This window comes from Deinococcus aetherius (genome assembly GCF_025997855.1).
GTDB lineage: Bacteria > Deinococcota > Deinococci > Deinococcales > Deinococcaceae > Deinococcus > Deinococcus aetherius.
Genome location: NZ_AP026561.1, coordinates 183989 through 202231, shown reverse-complemented (window position 1 = coordinate 202231; position 18243 = coordinate 183989). Strand labels below are relative to the sequence as shown.

The 18243-nt window shown below is 71.6% G+C and carries 18 protein-coding genes; 6 read left to right on the top strand and 12 right to left on the bottom strand.

Going from position 1 to position 18243, the window contains the following annotated elements:
- Positions 1–8 precede the first annotated feature (8 nt).
- The 9 genes from DAETH_RS17165 to DAETH_RS17125 form a co-directional block, all read right to left on the bottom strand.
- Positions 9–1862, bottom strand: a complete 1854-nt coding sequence (locus DAETH_RS17165) for a methyl-accepting chemotaxis protein (protein ID WP_264777933.1) — start codon at positions 1860–1862, stop codon at positions 9–11.
- Positions 1863–1899: 37 nt separating this feature from the next.
- Entirely contained in the window at positions 1900–3201 is a 1302-nt protein-coding gene (locus DAETH_RS17160; protein WP_264777932.1) for an ABC transporter substrate-binding protein, read from the bottom strand.
- A gap of 36 nt (positions 3202–3237) precedes the next feature.
- A complete protein-coding gene (locus tag DAETH_RS17155; RefSeq protein WP_264777931.1) occupies positions 3238–3651 on the bottom strand; it encodes a chemotaxis protein CheW in 414 nt (137 codons plus the stop codon).
- Positions 3652–3659: 8 nt separating this feature from the next.
- Positions 3660–4022 carry a response regulator gene (locus tag DAETH_RS17150; protein WP_264777930.1) on the bottom strand — a complete coding sequence of 121 codons (363 nt, stop codon included), beginning with the start codon at positions 4020–4022 and terminating at the stop codon, positions 3660–3662.
- Positions 4023–4447: 425 nt separating this feature from the next.
- Positions 4448–5479: an SIS domain-containing protein gene (locus tag DAETH_RS17145; RefSeq protein ID WP_264777929.1), complete on the bottom strand. Its 1032-nt coding sequence runs from the start codon at positions 5477–5479 to the stop codon at positions 4448–4450.
- Entirely contained in the window at positions 5476–6612 is a 1137-nt protein-coding gene (gene nagA, locus DAETH_RS17140; RefSeq protein WP_264777928.1) for an N-acetylglucosamine-6-phosphate deacetylase, read from the bottom strand. The genes DAETH_RS17145 and nagA overlap by 4 nt, the downstream gene beginning before the upstream one ends.
- Positions 6613–6665: 53 nt before the next feature.
- The gene (locus DAETH_RS17135; RefSeq protein WP_264777927.1) at positions 6666–7250 is read right to left on the bottom strand and encodes a PTS transporter subunit EIIC; all 585 of its coding nucleotides are present in this window, start codon (positions 7248–7250) and stop codon (positions 6666–6668) included.
- A complete protein-coding gene (locus DAETH_RS17130) occupies positions 7193–8512 on the bottom strand; it encodes an MFS transporter (RefSeq protein WP_264777926.1) in 1320 nt (439 codons plus the stop codon). The genes DAETH_RS17135 and DAETH_RS17130 overlap by 58 nt, the downstream gene beginning before the upstream one ends.
- A 138-nt stretch (positions 8513–8650) precedes the next feature.
- On the bottom strand, positions 8651–9790 hold the full coding sequence (locus DAETH_RS17125; protein WP_264777925.1) for an HD-GYP domain-containing protein: 1140 nt from the start codon (positions 9788–9790) through the stop codon (positions 8651–8653).
- Between the two features lie 199 nt (positions 9791–9989).
- Between DAETH_RS17125 and DAETH_RS17120 the strand changes: the two genes are divergently transcribed.
- The 6 genes from DAETH_RS17120 (at position 9990) to DAETH_RS17095 (ending at position 15044) form a co-directional block, all read left to right on the top strand.
- Positions 9990–10841, top strand: coding sequence for a VOC family protein (locus DAETH_RS17120; RefSeq protein ID WP_264777924.1), 852 nt, complete (start codon positions 9990–9992; stop codon positions 10839–10841).
- A 196-nt stretch (positions 10842–11037) separates the two neighbouring features.
- Positions 11038–11814 carry a transporter substrate-binding domain-containing protein gene (locus DAETH_RS17115; RefSeq protein WP_264777923.1) on the top strand — a complete coding sequence of 259 codons (777 nt, stop codon included), beginning with the start codon at positions 11038–11040 and terminating at the stop codon, positions 11812–11814.
- Between the two features lie 77 nt (positions 11815–11891).
- Positions 11892–12566, top strand: a complete 675-nt coding sequence (locus tag DAETH_RS17110) for an amino acid ABC transporter permease (RefSeq protein WP_264777922.1) — start codon at positions 11892–11894, stop codon at positions 12564–12566.
- 247 nt (positions 12567–12813) lie between these two features.
- A complete protein-coding gene (locus DAETH_RS17105) occupies positions 12814–13551 on the top strand; it encodes an SRPBCC family protein (RefSeq protein ID WP_264777921.1) in 738 nt (245 codons plus the stop codon).
- A gap of 9 nt (positions 13552–13560) precedes the next feature.
- Positions 13561–14733, top strand: coding sequence for a zinc-dependent alcohol dehydrogenase (locus tag DAETH_RS17100; protein ID WP_264777920.1), 1173 nt, complete (start codon positions 13561–13563; stop codon positions 14731–14733).
- Between the two features lie 17 nt (positions 14734–14750).
- Positions 14751–15044, top strand: a complete 294-nt coding sequence (locus DAETH_RS17095; protein WP_264777919.1) for a hypothetical protein — start codon at positions 14751–14753, stop codon at positions 15042–15044.
- Positions 15045–15554: 510 nt separating this feature from the next.
- Here DAETH_RS17095 and DAETH_RS17090 read toward each other — a convergent pair.
- Genes DAETH_RS17090 through DAETH_RS17080 form a run of 3 tightly spaced genes read right to left on the bottom strand, consistent with a single transcriptional unit; the run spans position 15555 to position 18188 of the window.
- Entirely contained in the window at positions 15555–16661 is a 1107-nt protein-coding gene (locus DAETH_RS17090; RefSeq protein WP_264777918.1) for an NHL repeat-containing protein, read from the bottom strand.
- 16 nt (positions 16662–16677) lie between these two features.
- Positions 16678–17667 (bottom strand): anti-sigma factor, encoded by a 990-nt coding sequence (locus DAETH_RS17085; protein WP_264777917.1) that lies wholly within the window; start codon positions 17665–17667, stop codon positions 16678–16680.
- The gene (locus tag DAETH_RS17080; RefSeq protein ID WP_264777916.1) at positions 17664–18188 is read right to left on the bottom strand and encodes an RNA polymerase sigma factor; all 525 of its coding nucleotides are present in this window, start codon (positions 18186–18188) and stop codon (positions 17664–17666) included. The genes DAETH_RS17085 and DAETH_RS17080 overlap by 4 nt, the downstream gene beginning before the upstream one ends.
- Positions 18189–18243 lie beyond the last annotated feature (55 nt).

The following is an 18243-nucleotide window of genomic DNA, read 5'->3' as shown; positions in this document are numbered from 1 at the left end:
CACCCCTCCTAACCGGGGAGCCGGAAGCGTTCCAGGCTGCCGCCCAGCTGCCCGGCGAGTTCCTGAAGCTCCTCGGCGGCCTGGCGGCCCCGCTGCACGGACGCGCTCGACCGCTCGGCGATCTGGGCGATCTCACCGACCGCCTGGCCCACCTGCTCCACCCCGCGCACCTGCTCGGTCGTGGCCGCGCTGATGCTCTCGGCGAGCTGGGCCGACTGCTGGGCGAGGGCGCCGAGTTCCTGGAGCCTCTCACCGGCGGTCGTGGCGACCCGGTAGCCCGACTCCACCTCGCGGGTGCCGTCCTCCACCGAGGCGACCACCTCCTGGATCTCGCCCTGCACCGTCTTGATCAGGGTGGCGATGCGGCCCGTGGCCTGGGCGCTGTTCTCGGCGAGCTTGCGCACCTCGTCGGCGACGATGGCGAAGCGGCTCCCGGCCTCGCCCGCGCCCGCCGCCTCGATGGCCGCGTTCAGCGCGAGGAGGTTCGTCTGCGAGGAGAGGCGGGTGATAGTATCCACGATCTCCTGAATCTCCAGCGAGCGGTCACCCAGGGACTTGACGCGCTTGGAGATGTCCTGCACCTCGCGCCGGACGTTTTGCATCCCGCCCAGGGTGTCCTTCACGGCCTCCTGCCCCTGCACCGAGGCGCTCAGCGCCTGCCCGGCGGCGGTCGCGCTCGCGGCGGCGATCTCGGCCATGCGGCGGATCGCGGCCGTCACCTCCTGCACCTGGTCACGCACCCGCTGGGCCTCGCCCGCGGTCGCCTCGCTGCCCTGCACGATCTCGCCGGTGGTGCCGAGCATCGCCTGGGCGCCGCCGCTCACCGATTGGGAGGCGGCCTGGACGCTTTGCAGCACGGTCCCCAGCTCCTCGACCATCAGGTTGATCGAGTCCACCACGTTGCCCAGCACGTCCTCGGTGACGCGCCCGCGCCGGGTGAGGTCGCCGTCGGCGATGTCCATCGTCACGTCGAGGAAGTCGCCGATGTTCTGCTGGAGCCGCAGGGCCTCGTCGCGCTCGCGCTGGGCCCCCAGTTCGTTCTGCTGGAGCTGCTCGATAGCCTGGTCGAAGGACTGGGCGAGCAGGCCGATCTCGTCGTTCGAGCGCACGTTCGACCGCTCGCTGAGGTCGCCCTGGGCCACCCGCTCCGAGACCGCCGCGAGGCGCTGCACCGGGCGCACCAGGCGGCGGCTGAAGATCACACCGCCCGCCAGGGCCAGCGCGCCCGCCAGCAGCAGCGCCCCCGCGAGGAGCAGGGCCGCCTGTCGCTGCTGGGCGGCGATCACGCCCAGGTCCATCCCGACGAGCACCTCGCCGAGGTAACCGCCCGAGACCGGGGTGTCGATGTTGAGCACGCGCCGGGTCTGGCCCGTCTCCGGGTCGCGGTAGGTCAGGCGTTGCTGCCCCGGCTCACCGTGATCGTCCTTTTCCGTCTCCAGCAGCCCGGCGGGCACGAAGGGCGCGAAGGTGTGGGCGATGGGCCGCCCCTGGCGGTCGGCCACGAGCACGTAGGCCACGCCCTGCACCCGCGCGTAGTTGTCGATCAGGCTCTGAAGCTGGCTCACGTCCTCGGTCGCCAGGTAGTTGGGGGTGACGCTCACCAGGGACTGGGCAATCGCCTCTCCCTTGGAGCGGTACTCGGTGTTCAGCGAATCGCGCAGGCCGTTGACCGACACCACGATGCCCGTGGCGGTCAGGACGACGATCAGCCCGGACAGGTACAGGGTGACCCGGCGTTGCAGACTGACAAAACGCTTTTGCTTGAGCGCCCGGCGCACGCGGCGCGGCGCGGAGATGGGGGTGAGGTCGGCGGCTTCGGGCGCGGCGTTCAGGTTCCCGAGGCTGGTCGAGGGGTTGGACATGGGGACTCTCCGGGGAGTGGGAAGGGGGGCCGGGGGCTTACTGGCCGGGGCGGAGCTGCCAGCGGTTCACGGTGACCCAGCGGCCACCCTGCACCGCCGTCAGGTACACGCGGTTGAGGCCCTGGTGCCGGGAGGGGCTGAAGGTCAGCGGCTCACCGATGCCGAGGTCGAGCTCCTCCATGCGCTCCAGCGCGCTGCGAAACCCCGGGCGGGTGAGGGTGGGCCCGCTCCGACGCATTCCCTCGACGATGACCTTGGCGTTGAGAAAGCCCTCCAGCCCCAGGAAGCTGTAGGCAACGGGCCGGTAGGTCGAGTTCTGGACCCCCGCCGGGAGGGTGGGTTTCCACTTTTCGATCAATCTCCGGTACTCGCCGACCGCCGGGAACCGGGCGTCGTTGTAGGACGGAACGACCTGGGTGTTCAGCAGGCCCCGGGTGTAGTCGCGCCCGGTCTTGCGCCCGGCCGCCTGAAGCAGGCCGAGCAGGTTGTCCGCGCTCACGCCCGAGAGGTTGGTGATCGGCACGTTCCACCCGGCGTCGCGGGTCGCTCGGATGAAGGCGCTGCCCGCCTCGTAGGTCGTGGCGCTGAGGACGACCTCCACCCCGGCCTCCCGCAGGTGGGTCATCGCAGGGCCCATGTCAGCGTCCGCCGTGACGCCGCGCCGGTAGGTCGCCTCGGCGGTGATGCGGGCGCCGTGCCGCGCGAGGGCGCGGGCGACTCCCTCCTCGCCGCTGCGCCCGTAGGCGTCAAGCTGGTAGAAAACGCCGAACTTGCGGAACCCCGCCGCCCAGAGCTGCTCGACCTGCGCCTCCATCTCTTGCGCGTAGGAGGCGCGGATGTTGAAGACGTTCGTGCTGTAGGGCACGTTGCGCTGAATCTGCGCGCCCGTCAGGTTGCCGACCAGACTGACGCCCTGGGCGTCGAAGGACTTCAGTACCGGCAGGGCCGCCGTCAGCGTGGGCGTGCCCACGTAGTTGAAGAGGGCAAAGACCCGCTCCTGCCCGACCAGCCGGACGGTGTTCGCCACCGTGCGGTCCGGCTGGTAACCGTCGTCGAGCGCCACGAGTTCCAGTCGGCGGCCCCCGATGCCCCCCCGGGCGTTCACCTCGTCGAAGTACGCCTTGGCCCCCCGGTAGTACTCGATCCCCAGCCCCGCCGAGGAGCCGGTGAAGGCGGCGCTCATCCCGATCTTGATGGGCGTGCCCGTGGACGCCGCCCCCGCGAAGCCCGACCCTGCGGCCAGGAGGGCGCCCAGGACCAGCCGGGCGAGGGGGGGGACGGCGCGGGGTCCGCGCGCCGGGTGGGCGGGGGGTCTGGGCGGATCGGCTGGACTCTGCATACGGTGCTCCTTGGGGCGGGGGGGCGGGGAAGGGCCCTACAGGGCGGCGGTGAGTTGCGCCTGCACGGTCTGCACGAGCGCGGGCAGGTCGAGGTGGTGGACGCTTCCCGCGTCGGCCGTGGCGGCCTCGGCGAGCAGGTCCTGGGGGGCGAAGGTGGGGGCGGCCAGCGTCTCGAAGCCCAGGACGGTCTCCACGGGGAAGGCGAGGGGCTGTCCTCCCGTCTCGACGAGCAGGGCCAGCCCGGCGGGTGGCCCGGGCTCGCCGAGCAGGCCGGCGAGGTTGACGAGTGGGACCGGGCGGCCCTGCACCGCGCAGAGCCCCAGCAGGACCCGGCGGTCCAGGGGCAGCGCGGCGACCCGCCCCGGCTCGAAGGCCTCGCGGCTCTCGGCGGCGGGCACGGCGAGCACCCGCTCTCCCAGGCGAAACAGCAGGACCCGGCGCCCTTGCACGGCGAGCCTCAGCCCACCACGCGGCGCACGGAGTCGAGAATCTGCGCGGGCGTGTAGGGCTTGGTCACGTACTCGCTCGCCCCCTGGCGCAGCCCCCAGCGCACGTCGGTGTCGTTGCCCTTGCTCGACACGAGCACGACCTTGATCCCCTGGGTCTGGGTGTTCCTGCGCAGGGCCCGCAGCACCTCGTAGCCGTTTTGCACGGGCATCACGACGTCGAGCATCACCAGATCGGGGCGCTCGGTCGCCACCCGGGCCTCCACCTGGGTGGGGTCGTTCACGGTGATGACCTGATGGTCCCCGGACCGGAGAATGCTCTCCATCAGGGCGAGATCGGCGGAGGAATCATCGGCGACGAGAATCTTTGCCATACGTCTACTCCTGGAGGGGGCGCCACGCGCGGTGGCGGAGAGAGGGCGGTGGACGATCCCGGCGACCAGGGGCGCGGGGCCGTGGTCGACATGCGTTTGGCGCTCCGGACAGGGGAAGCGGCGCAGGCGGTGCGCCCGGCGCCTCCTCGCGCCGTCCGGGGGTGACTGGAAAGCTCGAAGGGGACACGGCGGCCACCTCCCCGAGGACATCAGCACCTCGAGGTGGCTTCACGAAGAACTGCCCCCGCCGTCAGTACCGACAGGGAGACGGTACGTCCTTGAGTCTCACAACCTCATCACAACCCACGCGCCTTGATTCGATGTTGAAAGATAAAGGGCCTATTTCTGGGTGTCGGTGGGAGGAAAGGGTAGTGGTGGACACATTCTTCATGAACGTGTCCGGGCCCAGGGTTGCCGCTCCGGGCTCAGCGCGTCCGCGTCACCTTGCTGAGGAGAGGCGGCGCGTCGGGGTCCAGCCCCCGGTGCAGGGCGAGATGGCCGGCGAAGAGGTAGAAGGCGAGCGCGCTGGGCACGGGATCGGTGAGGGCGTGGCCGGTCTGCGGTGTGGTGAGGGTACCTCCCGGCGCGGGACCCAGGGTCCGCAGGTCTGCCCCGCTGCCCAGCAGGTCGGCATAGGCGCGGGCGGTCACCTCCCCGGCGGCGTCGGCGGAGGTGAAGCCCAGCAGCGGCACCCCCTCGGCGAGGAGCCTCTTGGGGCCGTGGCTGAACTCGGCCGCCGAGTACGCCTCCGCGTGAATCCCGCACGTCTCCTTGAGCTTGAGGGCCGCCTCCTGCCCCACCCCGAAGTGCAGCCCCCGCGCGAGAAGCAGCAGGTTGTCCGCGAAACGGTACCGCTCGGCCAGGTCGCGGGCCTGCTCTTCCAACGTGAGCGTGCGTTCCAGGGCGTCCGGCAGGGCTTCCAGCGCGCGGGTCAGCCCCCCGTCCCCAGTGAGGTCGGCGATCACGGGGAGGGCGGCGGTCAGGCTGGCGAGGTAGCTCTTGGTGGCGGCCACCGCCCGTTCCTCCCCGCAGCGCAGCGGGAGCACGAACTCCGCCTCGCGGGCGAGGTCGCTGCCTTCCACGTTCACGAGGGCGACGGTGGTCGCGCCTCCCTCCCGGGCCATGCGGACGTTCTCCACCACGTCGGGACTCGCCCCCGACTGCGACACGGCGATCACCACCGCGCCGCGCAGGTCGAGCCGCGCCCCGTACAGGGTGTGGACGCTGGGCCCCAGGCTGGCGACCGGGAGCGAGAGGTGCGTTTCGAGCGCGTACTTGAGCACCGTGCAGGCGTGGTCGCTGCTGCCCCGCGCGACCGTGACGGCGTAGGGGGGGCGGCGCTCGCGCAGGGCGGCGGCCAGGTCCCGGCAGGCCGCCGCGTTCTCGCGCATTTGCCGGGTGACGACCTGCGGGGCCTCGCGGGCTTCTTGCAGCATCAGGGGGTCGGGGGTGGTCATGGGTGGTCCTCCAGCACCGGGGCTCCGGCGACGTACACCTGAATGACGTTGAGGTCGGCGTCGAGGACGGTGAGGTCGGCCCGCAAACCGGGTTTCAGGCGGCCACGGTCCGAAAGACCCAGGGAGCGGGCGGGGGTCTCACTCAGCATGGCGCTCACCTCGGGGAGGGGAATGCCCGCCCGCACCGCGTTTCGCAGGGCCGTGGCCAGCGTGAGCAGACTCCCGGCGATGGTGCCGTCCGCGAGCGTCGCCTTCCCGTCCAGCACGGTGACGGGCTGCCCACCCAGCTCGCTCTCCCCGTCTCCCAGCCCCGCCGCACGCATCGCGTCCGTGATCAAGAGCACGCGGCCCGGGGCGGCGGCGCGGGCGAGGAGAAAGCCCGTCCGGTGGACGTGGATGCCGTCGAGGATGACCTCGATGAAGGCGTGAGGGTCGGCGAGCAGGGCACCGGGGGGACCGGGGGTGCGGCCCTCGATTCCCCCCATCGCGTTGAAGAGGTGGGTGGCGCAGGTGTGGGCGCCCATTTCGGAGAGGGCATTCAGGAAGGCGGTGACGGTCTCCGCGTCCGCCCGGGTGTGCCCGATGCCGACCCGTACCCCTGCCTGCGCGAAGGCCATGCCTGCCTCTGTGGCGCCGGACAGCTCAGGCGCCAGGGTCACGGCCCGGACGACCCCCGTCTCCAAGACCTCCGCCACGAGGTCCGGCGTGGGGTCCACCGCGTTCGGCGGCTGCGCGCCGAGCCGCCCCGGGCTGATGAACGGGCCTTCCAGGTGCGCGCCGATCACGTCTGCTCCACCCCCCACGCCTCCCGCCTCCATCACTTCCCGGACGCCCGCCAGCGCCGCGAGCACGTTCTCCCACCGGTTCGTGATCGTCGTGGGGAGCAGCGTGGTCGTGCCGTGCCGGGCGTGAAAGCGGGCGAGGGTCCGCACCCCCCCCGCGCCGTCCATTGTGTCCCCGCCCGCGCCGCCATGGACGTGAGTGTCGATGAAGCCGGGGAGGATCAAGTGTTCGCCACTGGGAGCGGCGTCCGGCGTGACGCCCTCTATCCGCCGACCGAAGGTAACCTCACCCGGAGTGACCCCCCCGGGAAGGACGAGGAGGCCGCGCAGGGTGCGGGGGGGGTCGGTCATGGGCTCACCTTCGCAGACGGGGCCCCGGGGGACAACGCGGAACCCTTGACCGTCTACACCAGCCGGACCGTCCCGCCCGCCACCCGCTGCCCCGGCGCGAGGTTGGTCAACTCGACGGGCGCCCCCTGCGTCGCCACATTGGAAAAGGCGTTCAGGTCGTGCTGCACGGGCGGCCAGGGGTACGTCAGGATGATCCCGAGCACGATGGCGCTCGCCGCCGTCCCGATGGGCACGAAGCGCCGCCTTGCGAAAAAGCCCAGGAAGGCGGGGAGCCGCATGTCCTTGGAGCGGATGTAGAGGAAGGCCGAGAGCAGCCCCATGATGATCCCGCCCAGGACACGCTCGTCTGGAGGGTCGGTATGCCCAGCACCGTCGCGTAGGCGCCCGGCTGCGCCTTCGCCCAGCTCCGCGAACCTCGCCGCGTCCCCCAGCCCCAGGTACGCGCTCATCGTCGCGTTCATGACCAGGAAGCCTACCAGGGCGGCGAGCGCGGCGACCCCCGCCCCTCCCGCCAATCCGGTAGCGACGCCCCCACCTTGGGCCCGGGGGAGAAACTTCGTCGACGAACGCGGCCCCCGCCTCAGGACGCCGCCCGCTCCACCCTCCCCGTTCCCGGCAGACGGCGCGTGGCCTGCCACCCCAGCACGCTCCCCGACACCGCCAGCCCGAGCAGCAGAGCCGCCATGCCCACACTCCCCAGCAGCGGCCACACCACCAGCCCCAGCGCCGCGAGCCACTTGCCGAGCTGGAAGACGAGGCCGTTCACCGCCATGTACGCCCCGCGCCGCTCGGCGGGCACCATGTCCGCCACGACCGCCTGCCGGGTGGGCACGTACAGCAGCTCCCCCACCGAGAACACGAGCGCGGCGAGGGTCAGGGCTAGCGGCGCCGAGAGCAGCATCGCCGAGGCGTACCCCAGGCCAAAGAGCCCGAAGCCCACGACCATCCACCGCCGGGGATCGCGGCCCGTCAGGAAGCGGGCGACCGGCGCCGTCCCCAGCACGATCAGCAGCGTATTCACGACGGTGAGCAGGCTCAGGGCCCGCGCCCCGTCGAAGGCGAGCGGACCCAGCCCCGGCACGTTCACCACCGCGTTCACGAGGTCCTGATCCAGCCGCACGGCGAGGAAGGTCGTTCGGGCGAACTCGATGGTCAGGACGAGGACGCCGCCCAGCGTCAGCACGAGAAAGGCCCGGTCACGCGCCACGAGGCGGTAGCTGTTCAGCAGTTGCCCCAGGCCGGGCGCTCCCCCGGGCCGCGCCCCCGGTGTGGGCCGCCAGCTCTCCTGAATCCGCGTGGCGGTCGCCCACAGGATCACGCCGCTCACGAGAACGAGCAGCCCGAGGAGGACCGGGAGGTGGTCCCGGAACAGCAGCCCGCCCAGCGGCACGCCGAGCAGGTACCCCAGGTTGTTGCCCCAGTAGTTCACCGCGTACATGAAGGCGCGGCTCTCCGGCGTGCTCACGTCCACCAGCATCGCCTCGCCCGCCGGAGACGAGAGGCCGTTCCCCAGCGCCAGGACGAGGGTCGCCGCGAAAATCCACCCGCTGCCCGCCCCGCCCAGCGCGGCGAGAAGCATGACCACGAACGCCGCGACCTTCGCCCCCTCGCCCCACACCATGATCCGCTTGCGCCCCCGCGTGTCCGACAGCGCCCCCCCGTACAGGCCGACGAGGAATTGCAGCACGTACCCCGCGCCCAGCATCAGGCCCGCGACTGCCGCCCCGTGCTCCCGCGCGAACAGCAGCCCCAGGAAGGGCAGGACGGTCGTGCCCGTCACCTTGCCGAGAAAGGTCGTGACCAGGCGAACGCGCACGTTGGGGTGGAGTTGGCGGAGGGAGGCGAGCACGCCCCGCATCTTCCCGGAAAGGACGGGGAGGGTGGGGCGCAGATGCGTCACCGCCGAAGTTCTGCGACCGGATGTAAAGGGCACCGAACTTCCCGGCGCCGAGTCCGGTCCTTCCGCACCAGGAGGCCAACGGCGGCGCCCGGAACCTCAAGGGGCTCCTGGCGCCGCAGGATGGGGTCGGGGAGCGAGCTACTCCCCGCCCACCTGCTCGTTCAGCGACTCCCCCACGACTTCCAGCAGCAGCCGGACGAGTTCGGGGTCGAATTCCTGCCCGGCCCGGCTCTGGAGTTCGGCCAGGGCCTCCTCGGGGTCCCAGGGCAGCTCGTGGAGGCGGGGATTCGTCAGCCCGTCGTAGGCGTCGCAGAGGGCAAAAAGCCGCGCCTCCAGGCTGATCTGGGTCCCGGCCTTGCCTGCCGGATAGCCGCCGCCGTTCCAATACTCGTGGCGGTCGGTGATCACCGACAGGGCCGCCGGGGGCAGGAAGCCGAGCATCTGCGCGAAGCCGTCGCCCTCGGTGGCCGGGGCCATCCGGGGAAGCAGGGCCCCCAGCAGGGTGACCTTCCCGATGTCGTGCAGGTAGGCGCCCCAGCGCAGCGCCTGGCGTTGCCCGGCGGACAGGTCCAGCCGCCCGGCGAGCCGCATCGCCAGGGTTGTTACCCGGTCGGTGTGGCCGAGCGAGTCGCCGTCCCAGGTTTCGAGCATCTGCCCCAGCGCCCGCAGCGCCGCCTCCCGCGCCACGGTGGCCTGCTCCTCGGCGGCGAGGCGCCCGGCCAGCGCCGCGACCGTGCCCGACACCATGCTGAAAAGGGCCTCCTCCTCCGGGTCCCAGACGTGCGGCTGGGAGGTGTACATCACGAACGCGCCCAGCAGGGGGCCGCTGCCGACCCGGATGGGAGCCGCCGCCAGGCTCGCCACGCCCGGCCCCGCCCCCTCCCGAGGGTCGGCGAACGTGAGGTCGCCGGTGCTGGCGAAGCTGGGGCGGTCGAAGTTGATGCCGTCGAAGAACAGCGGGCGGGCGCTGCCCTCCAGGGCGCGCATCAGAGGCAGGTCGGCGGGCAGGCCCCCGGGGGGGTTCAGCGCCTGGGGCACCTCGCCGCAGGTCGCCCGCACCCCGTAACGCGGCCGGTGTTCGCCGTCCCGCCCGAGGTACACCGCCCCCACCGCCGCCGTCGCGTCGACGAGGTGTTCCAGTGTCGGCGTGACGCCCGCCACGAGGTCCGGCGCGGCCAGGGCGACCCGCGTCAGGGTCACCACCGACTGCGCGGCCGAGGTCCGGGCGTCGTGCCCTGGGGTGAGGTCCGAAATCCGGGGGATGAAGGGCGCAGTCACCCCCGCAGGGTAAAAGCCTGCCTCTTACACTTCTCGGACGCCGTGTCAATGCACTTTCCGTCCGTCCATCTTCATGAAACGGAAATCCACGTCCTGATCGGCGTCAACCCGCCCCTCCCCCTCATACGGGGGCCCGAAGCGGAAGCACCCTCAATCCTTGCCCAAGGCGGGAGGGCGGCGCAGCCCCTTACCCTGCGGCATGACCTCTCCCATCCTCGACCTCGCGGGGCTCACGCTGGAGGTCAACCATCTGCCCCAGGGTGTCCGGTTCTACACCCAGGTGCTCGGCCTGACCCTTCTGGAACACGACGAGGAGCGCGGCGTCGCCCGCTTCGAGGTGAACCCGGCCCAGACCCTCACCCTCTGGAAGCCGATCACAAGGCAGGCGAACGACCCCCGCCTCGCCCCCCTGCGCGCGCGCGGCGCCTCACACCTGCACTACGCCTGGCAGATTCGCCCCGAGGACCTGGACCCCAGCAAGGCGATCCTCGACGAGCACGGCCTGACCTGGACCGAGATCGACCTCGGCACCCCCGAGCGCCCCGACCCCACCGTCTATTTCTTCGATCCCTTCGGGCACGGGTTGGAACTGCGTGGGGTCGACCTGGCGGACGAGCGGCAACCCGCCTACCCCCCGGCCCCGGTCGCGCGCCCGCCCCACGCCCTCCCCGTCATGGGGCTGCGCGAGGTGGCCCTGGCCTTCGGCGACTACGAGGCTATGTTGGAGCGGTTGCCACGCGCCTACGGCTTCGCCTTCGCCAAGGAGCAGCCTGACCGGAACTTCGCCCAGTTCACCCTGGGCCCCGGGCCCGAGCCTGACGGCAACGGCACCCCGCGCCGCTGGCTGTACGCCTGGGACCCGCAGGTGGGCCTCGCCGACATGTTCGGGGGGGACCACGCCCACGTGCGCTTTTACGCCGACGTGGAGGCCGTGCGCTCGCTCGTCCGCACCGAGGGGCTGCCCTGCGTTCAGACGGGGGAGGGGCTGGCCGTGCGCGACCCGGAGGGGCACGTCTTCGAGTTCGTGCCTCCTCCCCCCAGGCAGGGCTGAGTCGAAATCCTCACAACTGTACCCGGTCCTGCGGACTCCGGCGCGGCCCTCACGTACCGTGCGGCACAGGCTCTGGCCTTTTCGCCGCCGCGTGGGTCGGTCCCTGGGCCGGAGGTCAAGGAAACCTCAGGGCCCGCCCCGGCCCGGAGACGTTAAGGTCAGTCTGACTTCCTTCCCTCTTCAACAGGAGTTTTCCATGACCACAGTGCTCAAGTACGCCTCCCTGCTTTCCGCCCTCGCCCTCGGTGCCGCGTCCGTCGCGCACGCCGACCTCGCCGACATCAAGAAGCGCGGCGAACTGCGCGTCGTGATGAGCGGCGAGTACCCGCCCTTCTCGCAGCCGGGCCCCGACGGCGGGCTCGTCGGCTTCGACGTGGACGTGGCCCGCGAGATCGGGCGCCGCCTGGGGGTCAAGGTGAACGTCATCAAGGCCGAGTTCCCCTCGATCATCGCCGGGCTTCAGGCCGGGCAGTTCGACATGGCGGTCGCCTCGCAGAGCAAGACCCCCGAGCGCGAGCGGGCGGTGGATTTCCTGAGCCGCCCCTACTACTACGACGGCTTCCAGCTCTTCGTGCCCGCGAACTCGACGGCGACCAGCCTGAACACCCTGGGGGGCGCTCCGGTCGCCGTCGCCCAAGGCACGGTGTTCGAGAAGTTCCTGCGCGACCGCAAGTACCCGAACGTCGCCACCTACAGCGGCGAGCCGGAGATCTACCTGGCGCTCGGGGCGGGCCGCGCGGGGGGCATGATCACCACCCGGACGGTCGGCAGCGTCGCCATCAAGAACGGCCAGAAGATCAAGGCGGCGGGCCCGGTCCTCCAGCAGGACAACCCCTACATCACCGTGGGCAAGAACCAGCCCCAGCTCAAGGCCGCCGTGGAGCGGGCGCTGAACGCGATGCGGGTGGACGGCACCCTGAAGAACATCAGCCTGAAGTACCTGGGCGCCGACATCACCACGCCGGGCCGCTAAGCCGGGAGGTGTTCGCCGGGCCGCACGGGGAAGGAAGGCCGTGCGGCCCCCGTCTTGTTTCCCGTGGAGGCCCCACCGTGTTCGATGTCTTCACCCCCGATGTCCTGCGTGCCCTGTGGCGCGGCACCCAGATCACCCTCTCGCTGACCCTGCTCGCCAGCGTCTTCGGCCTCGCGCTGGGCTTCGTCGGCGCTCTCGGGCGCACGTCGCGGGTCTGGCCCCTGCGTGCCCTCGCCGGTGTCTATATCGAGATCTTTCGCGGCACGCCCTTACTCGTGCAGCTTTTTTTCCTCTTCTTCGCCCTGCCGCAGATCGTCCCGCAACTGCGCCTCTCGCCCTTCAACACTGCCGTCCTGGGACTGAGCCTCTTTACCGGGGCCTACGCCGCCGAGATCATCCGGGGCAGCCTGAACGCCGTGGACCGGGGCCAGACGGAGGCGGCCCGCGCCCTGGGCCTCAAGCCCCTCCAGGTGCTGCGGCTCGTCCTCGTTCCGCAGGCGGCGCGCGTCGCCGTGCCCGCGCTCGGCAACCAGTTCATCGGCCTGCTCAAGGATTCGAGCCTTGCCAGCGTGATCACCGTGACCGAGCTGCTCCTCACCACGCGTGGTCTGGTGTCGGTCACCTACCAGCCCGTGCCCCTCTACCTCGCCATCGGCCTGATCTATTTCCTCCTCTCGAACGTCGCGGCCCGTCTCTTCAGGCGGTTGGAATCGCGCCTGAACCGTCCGTACCGGCTCGCTGCCCGCCATTGAACCTCCCTGCTCCGGGTGAGAAGTCCCTCAACCCGGCTTCCCGCCCCCTTCAGCCCATCCCGGAAGGACACGCGGCCGGGTTGGTCAAGACTTGAGCCACGGCCCCGCGTGTTGACCCGCCCACGCCACCCGAATACGTTCTTGGCAGTTCAACCGCTGGCAAGCCCCGCGTTTCGGAAGTCCGCCACCAGACATCAATGACGAGGCCGGTGAGGGTTCGGTCCCCAGCCAGCCGGAAGGGAGCCACATGGACGCAGGAGGCCCGCTCGGCGGGGGAGGACCCGACACGCCCGGAGTCGGGGACGTGCTGGCGGCGGTGCAGGCGGAGATCATCAAACCCGACCCCAGGCAGCGGCAGCAACTCGCCCTCGCGCTCCTCGGCGGGGCGCTCCTCACGGTCAGCCTGAGGCGCCTGCGCTGGAGCGGCGTCCTGATGGCAGCGGGCGGGGGGTGGTTGCTGTACCGAACCCTCGGCGGGCGGCAGGAGAGCCAGGGCGGCGGGGCGCTGGAGGGCAAGCGCGTCGTCACCGTCGGGGGGGAGGCGGACGAGCTGTACCGCATCTGGCGCGACCCCGAAAACACGACCCGGATCATGGGCCACATCGCGGAAGTTACGCCGACCGACACCAACCACGCCCACTGGCGGATGCCCCTTCCCGGCGGGCGCACCTTCGAGTGGGACGCCGTGATCATCGAGAGCCGCCCCGGCGAACTCCTGCGCTGGCAGTCGATGCCGGGCGCCGAGTTGCCGAACGAGGGCGAGCTGACCATGCGCCCCGCGCCGGGGAACCGGGGCACCGAGGTCACCCTGCGAATGCGCTTCCAGCCGCCGCCCGGCCTCGTCCCCGGTGGTCCGGCGGGAGCGGTCCTCAGGCAACTCCCCTCCCTCGCCGTGGGAGACGCCCTGCGCCGTTTCAAGAGCCTCGCCGAGACGGGCGAGATTCCCACCCTCGACCGCAACCCCTCCGCGCGAGTGAGCGTCTAAGGAGCCACCATGCGAGCACTCTGCTGGGAGGGCGTGAACGACCTGCGCGTCCAGACCGTCCCCGACCCCGAGATCGTCAACCCCCATGACGTGATCCTGAAGATCACGATGTCCACCACCTGCGGCTCGGACCTGCACTTCATCGACGGGTACATCCCCTCCATGCGCCCCGGCGACGTGATCGGGCACGAGTTCATGGGCATCGTGGAGGAGGTGGGCCCCGAGGTGAAGAAGGTGAAGAAGGGCGACCGGGTGGTCGTGCCCTCCTTCGTCTCCTGCGGGAACTGCTGGTACTGCCAGCAGGACCTCTATTCGCTTTGCGACAACACCAACCCGAACGCGGAACTCCAGGCTCCCTTGCTGGGGGGCTACCCGACGGGCGCGGTGTACGGCTACACCCACGCTTTCGGCGGCTACGCGGGCTCGCACGCCGGGTACATGCGCGTTCCTCACGCCGACGTGGGCTGCTTCCACGTTCCCGACGGACTGCGGGACGAGCAGGCGCTCTTCCTCTCCGACGCCGCGCCGACCGGGTACATGGCCGCCGACTTCTGCAACATCCAGCCCGGCGACATTGTGGCGGTGTGGGGCTGCGGCGGGGTGGGGCTGATGGCCCAGCAGAGCGCCTTCCTGATGGGCGCCGAGCGTGTCATCGGCATCGATCGCTTTCCCGAGCGGCTGAGAATGGCGCGCGAGCATGTGGGCTCGGAGACGATCAACTACGCCGAACACTCCGACGTGCTGGCCGTCCTCCACGAGATGACGGGCGGGCGCGGCCCCGACGCCTGCATCGACGCGGTGGGGATGGAGGCGCACGGCTTCGGGCCGGGGTACCTCTACGACCGCGCCAAGCAGACCCTGCGGCTGGCGACCGACCGGGGGCAGGCGCTCCGGCAGGCGATCATGGCCTGCCGCAAGGGGGGCATCCTCTCCATCGTCGGTGTGTACGGGGTGATGGACAAGTTCCCGCTCGGCGTGGTCATGAACAAGGGCCTGACCGTCCGCACCGCCCAGCAGCACGGGCAGGCGTACCTCCCGCGACTCCTCGACCACGCCGTCAGGGGCGAACTCGACCCCTCGTACCTGATGACCCACCGCTTCTCGCTGGAAGACAGCCCGCGCGCCTACCAGATGTTCAAGCACAAGGAGGACGGCATGGTGCGCGCCGTGTTCACGCCCTGAGCCTGAAAGGAGACGACATGCCCTACAAACTGACTATAGAGGTCCGCGACCAGGGCGGCGTGGAGCAGTTCCAGCGCGAGTTCGGCGACGTTCTGGAAGCCAAACGCTACGCCCACAACCACGTGCGCGGCGACGTCTTCTGGACGGTGCGGGAGGACCACCTGGACGGCCTCGCCCCGAACTACGCCCTGCGGATCGAGGGGGTGGGGGAGGACTTCGGCAAGCCCCTCGACCTGGGCGACGACGAGGGGCAGACCGCCGAGAGCGATTCCCTCTTCACCCCGCAGGGGCCGGTGGACGACTCGCGCTGAATGGGCCAGGTTCTGACGACTCAACCCCGGCAAAGCGCGTTGGCTGAGCAGGTGGCCTGAACGTTCGGCCGCCTGCTGCACCGCCTCCTGGCACGGAGGGGTCGGGGCCCGTTCGGCACGTGGGCGGACGTGATTCCCGAACCTCACCGCGAAACGGATGGGCGAGGGCGGCCCCTTCGAGCGCCCGGTGCGCTGGGACCGGCCGAACCCGGCCAAGTTGCGGGCCCTGCGCGGACAGGCCACCGTGGCGAGCGGTTCCCTGGGCGGCCACGTCGTGCTCCTGCTGAGCAGGCGGGGAGACGAGCGTGCGCTACGGCTTTATCCGCGTTCCTGCGGGGAACGTGCAGGTGGGCGAGCTTCACGGCGACCCCCTGCCGGTCCCCGCAGGCCGGGCCACTGAGGTTTCCGCCGCTCGCGCTGCCCTGAGGGGTGGAAGGGAGGCCCTCCCTGATCGTCAGGGGCCGGTCCCCAGGGGACGTTCTCCCCGGAGGAGCCGGGCGGGGGCCAGCGTCAACGCGGGCGCGGGGGGCCGGGCATCAGCGCCACGGATTCCGGTTCGATCACGCTGACCGCCGCACTCGGTGCGAGGTCGCGGTCGCCTGCCAGGGTCAGCAGACCGTCGAAGCGCAGCACCACGTCGCGGGCTTTTTCGGCCACGAACACCCGCTCGCCGTCCAGCGTGAGGCCCACCGGATTGCCGAGCTGCGAGGCCGGTCCGCGCACACGCAGGTGCGCGGGCGTGCGGCCGCTCGCCCGGCTGGCGCCCCGCAGCACGAGCAGGCTGCCGTCGGTGTCGAAGCCCGCCTGGTTCGTCTCAGTGGCGGGGCCGACATCCAGCACGATCACCGTGTCGCGCTCGCGGACGTACACGAGGTCGTGCAGGTTCGCGCTGACCCCCTCGCCCCGGAGCGTGGGCATCACGGTGCGGCTGGGCCCCGCCCCGCCCCTGGAGCCCAGGAACCGGTCGTACACGAGCAGCGTGCCGTCGGTGGCCCCGACGAACAGGCGGTCGGCGCGCTCGTCGTACGCCAGACCCCACGGGCGGCGTCCAGGGGCGCCGAGGTTCGCGGCCACGAACCGGGGCGCCGCGTCCCCGCGCGCGGCCATGTCGAACACCTTGACGTTCGCGGCCCCGAAGTCGGCGACGATCACGGCGCGGCGGGTCGGAGCCAGCTCCAGGTCCTTGGGCTGTTGCAGGGCGGCGCGGGGCCCGCTCAGCCAGCGGTCCCGCCCGGCGTCGAAGTGCCCGCCGGGTCGCCCGCCCAGCGCCCGCACCACCATGAAGCCGCCCGGCGCCCGCGCGTCCGGGCCGTCGTCGAAGGTGATGTAGGCGTCGCCGCCGCCGAACACCACGTACCCCAGGTCTCGTGGGCCACCCGCCGTGGTGAAGAGGGTGCGGGCCGAGGACAGGTCGTCCGGCGACCCGAACAGCCGGCCCGGCGCCGGGTCGCTCGGCAACACGGGCGCGGGCGGCTTGCTGACCGCAAGCACCCGCGTCGCGGGGGCAGGCGCCGTGAGGGCCAGGGGCACGCCGAGCAGCGCGGGGACCAGCGCGCACAGGAGGCGCCGGGCCGTGAGGGACGCACGGGGCAAGGGGTGGCGGAAACGGTGGCTCATGCTCCTCCTGGAGGTCTCAGCGTTCGGGCCTGAACGTCACGACCACCGTTTGCGGATCGGTGCCCGTAACGCCCGGGATGTCCACCCGGATCTCGTTGCGGCCCGGACGCAACCCGCCCACCGTGAATGTGAAGCGACCGCCCGCCGCAGCCGTGGTGACCGGGGGATTCCCGTTCAGAGCGTAGCGCACCTGCGCGCTTCCCCCCGGCACCGTGCCGCTCACGATCACGCTCGGCCGGGTCAGCACCGCGCCGCCGGGAGGCTGCGAGATCACCAGCGCGTCCGCCTGCGCCGCGCCGCTCAACGACACCCGGCTGAGCGGGCGGGTGGGCTGGGCGCTGCCGCCCGCCGGTTCCAGGCTGAGGTACAGGGCGCTGAACTCGCCGGTGCCCACCTCGAACACCTCGTCACGCACGACGCGCAGGGACACGAGCCGCTCGGAGCTGCCGGGCTTCCAGTCGGTGTGGCTGTGCCCCCAGGCCTGGTAGGCCTGGCCTGCTCCCGGGGCCTTCGCCAGAACGAAGAGCGCCCGGCCCCCGGCCAGCAGCACGCTCCCGAGGGTCTGCCCGCCCTCGCCGCGCAGGGCGACGCGCCGCACATCGCGCTCGGCCAGAAAGCGCGTGAGGCGCTGGGTGTCGGCCAGGGCACCCTCGTAGGTGCGGTACGTCTGCCAGCTGAGCGGCAGGCCCACCAGCAGGACGAGGCACGCGGCGAGGGCGCCCGCCCAGAGGCGGGGCTGGGGTTGGCCGGGGGGGCGTGGAGTAGGCCGGACGCGGGGGGCGGGGACACGTTCGCTCCTCAGCCGAGCGCGCAGCCGCTCCAAGCCGCCGGGCGGGGCGGGCACCTCCGGCAGGTCGTCCGCGAGCCCGAACAGGGCGGCGCGCAGGGCGCGCACCTCTGAGCGCGCCTCACCCGACACGCGCAGTTCGGCCTCCACGCGGGCCACCTCGTCCGCCTCCAGGGTGCCCAGCACGTACCCGGCCAGGAGTTCGCGCGGCACGCTCACGGGTCCCCCAGGTAGTCGCGCAGGCTGAGCAGCGCGCGGCGCAGGCGGCTTTTCACGGTGCCCAGCGGCAGACCGCTGCGCTCGGCCAGCTCGGGGTGGCTGTACCCGTGAAAAAAGGACCCCTCCAGCAACTCGCGGTCGGGGGGCGCGAGCTGGCCGAGCGCCTGACGCACGGTCGCGGTGTGCAGCGCGTCGGTGTGCGGCGCACTCAGGGGCGTGGCGGGATCATGCACGTCCCACTCGCCCGCCACCGGGCGGCTCCTGCGGGCCCGCAGGCGCGACAGGCAGTCGTTGCGGGCGATGGCGTACACGAAGGCACGCGCCGAGTCTCCCTCCGGGCGGTAGCCCCCCGCGTGGCGGTGCAGTTTCAGGAACGTGTCTTGCAGCACCTCCTCGGCCTCCTCCCGGCTTTGCAGCATGTGGCACGCGAGGGTGAACACCTTGCCGCTCAGCAATGCGTACAGCTCGTCCAGTGCGCGCTCGTCGCCGCGCCCGAGGCGAACGAGCAAAGCCTCTTCCATGTCTGTGTTCATCCTGGGCGGCTTCATCCTAAACGGCGCGGTGGTCAGGGGGCGG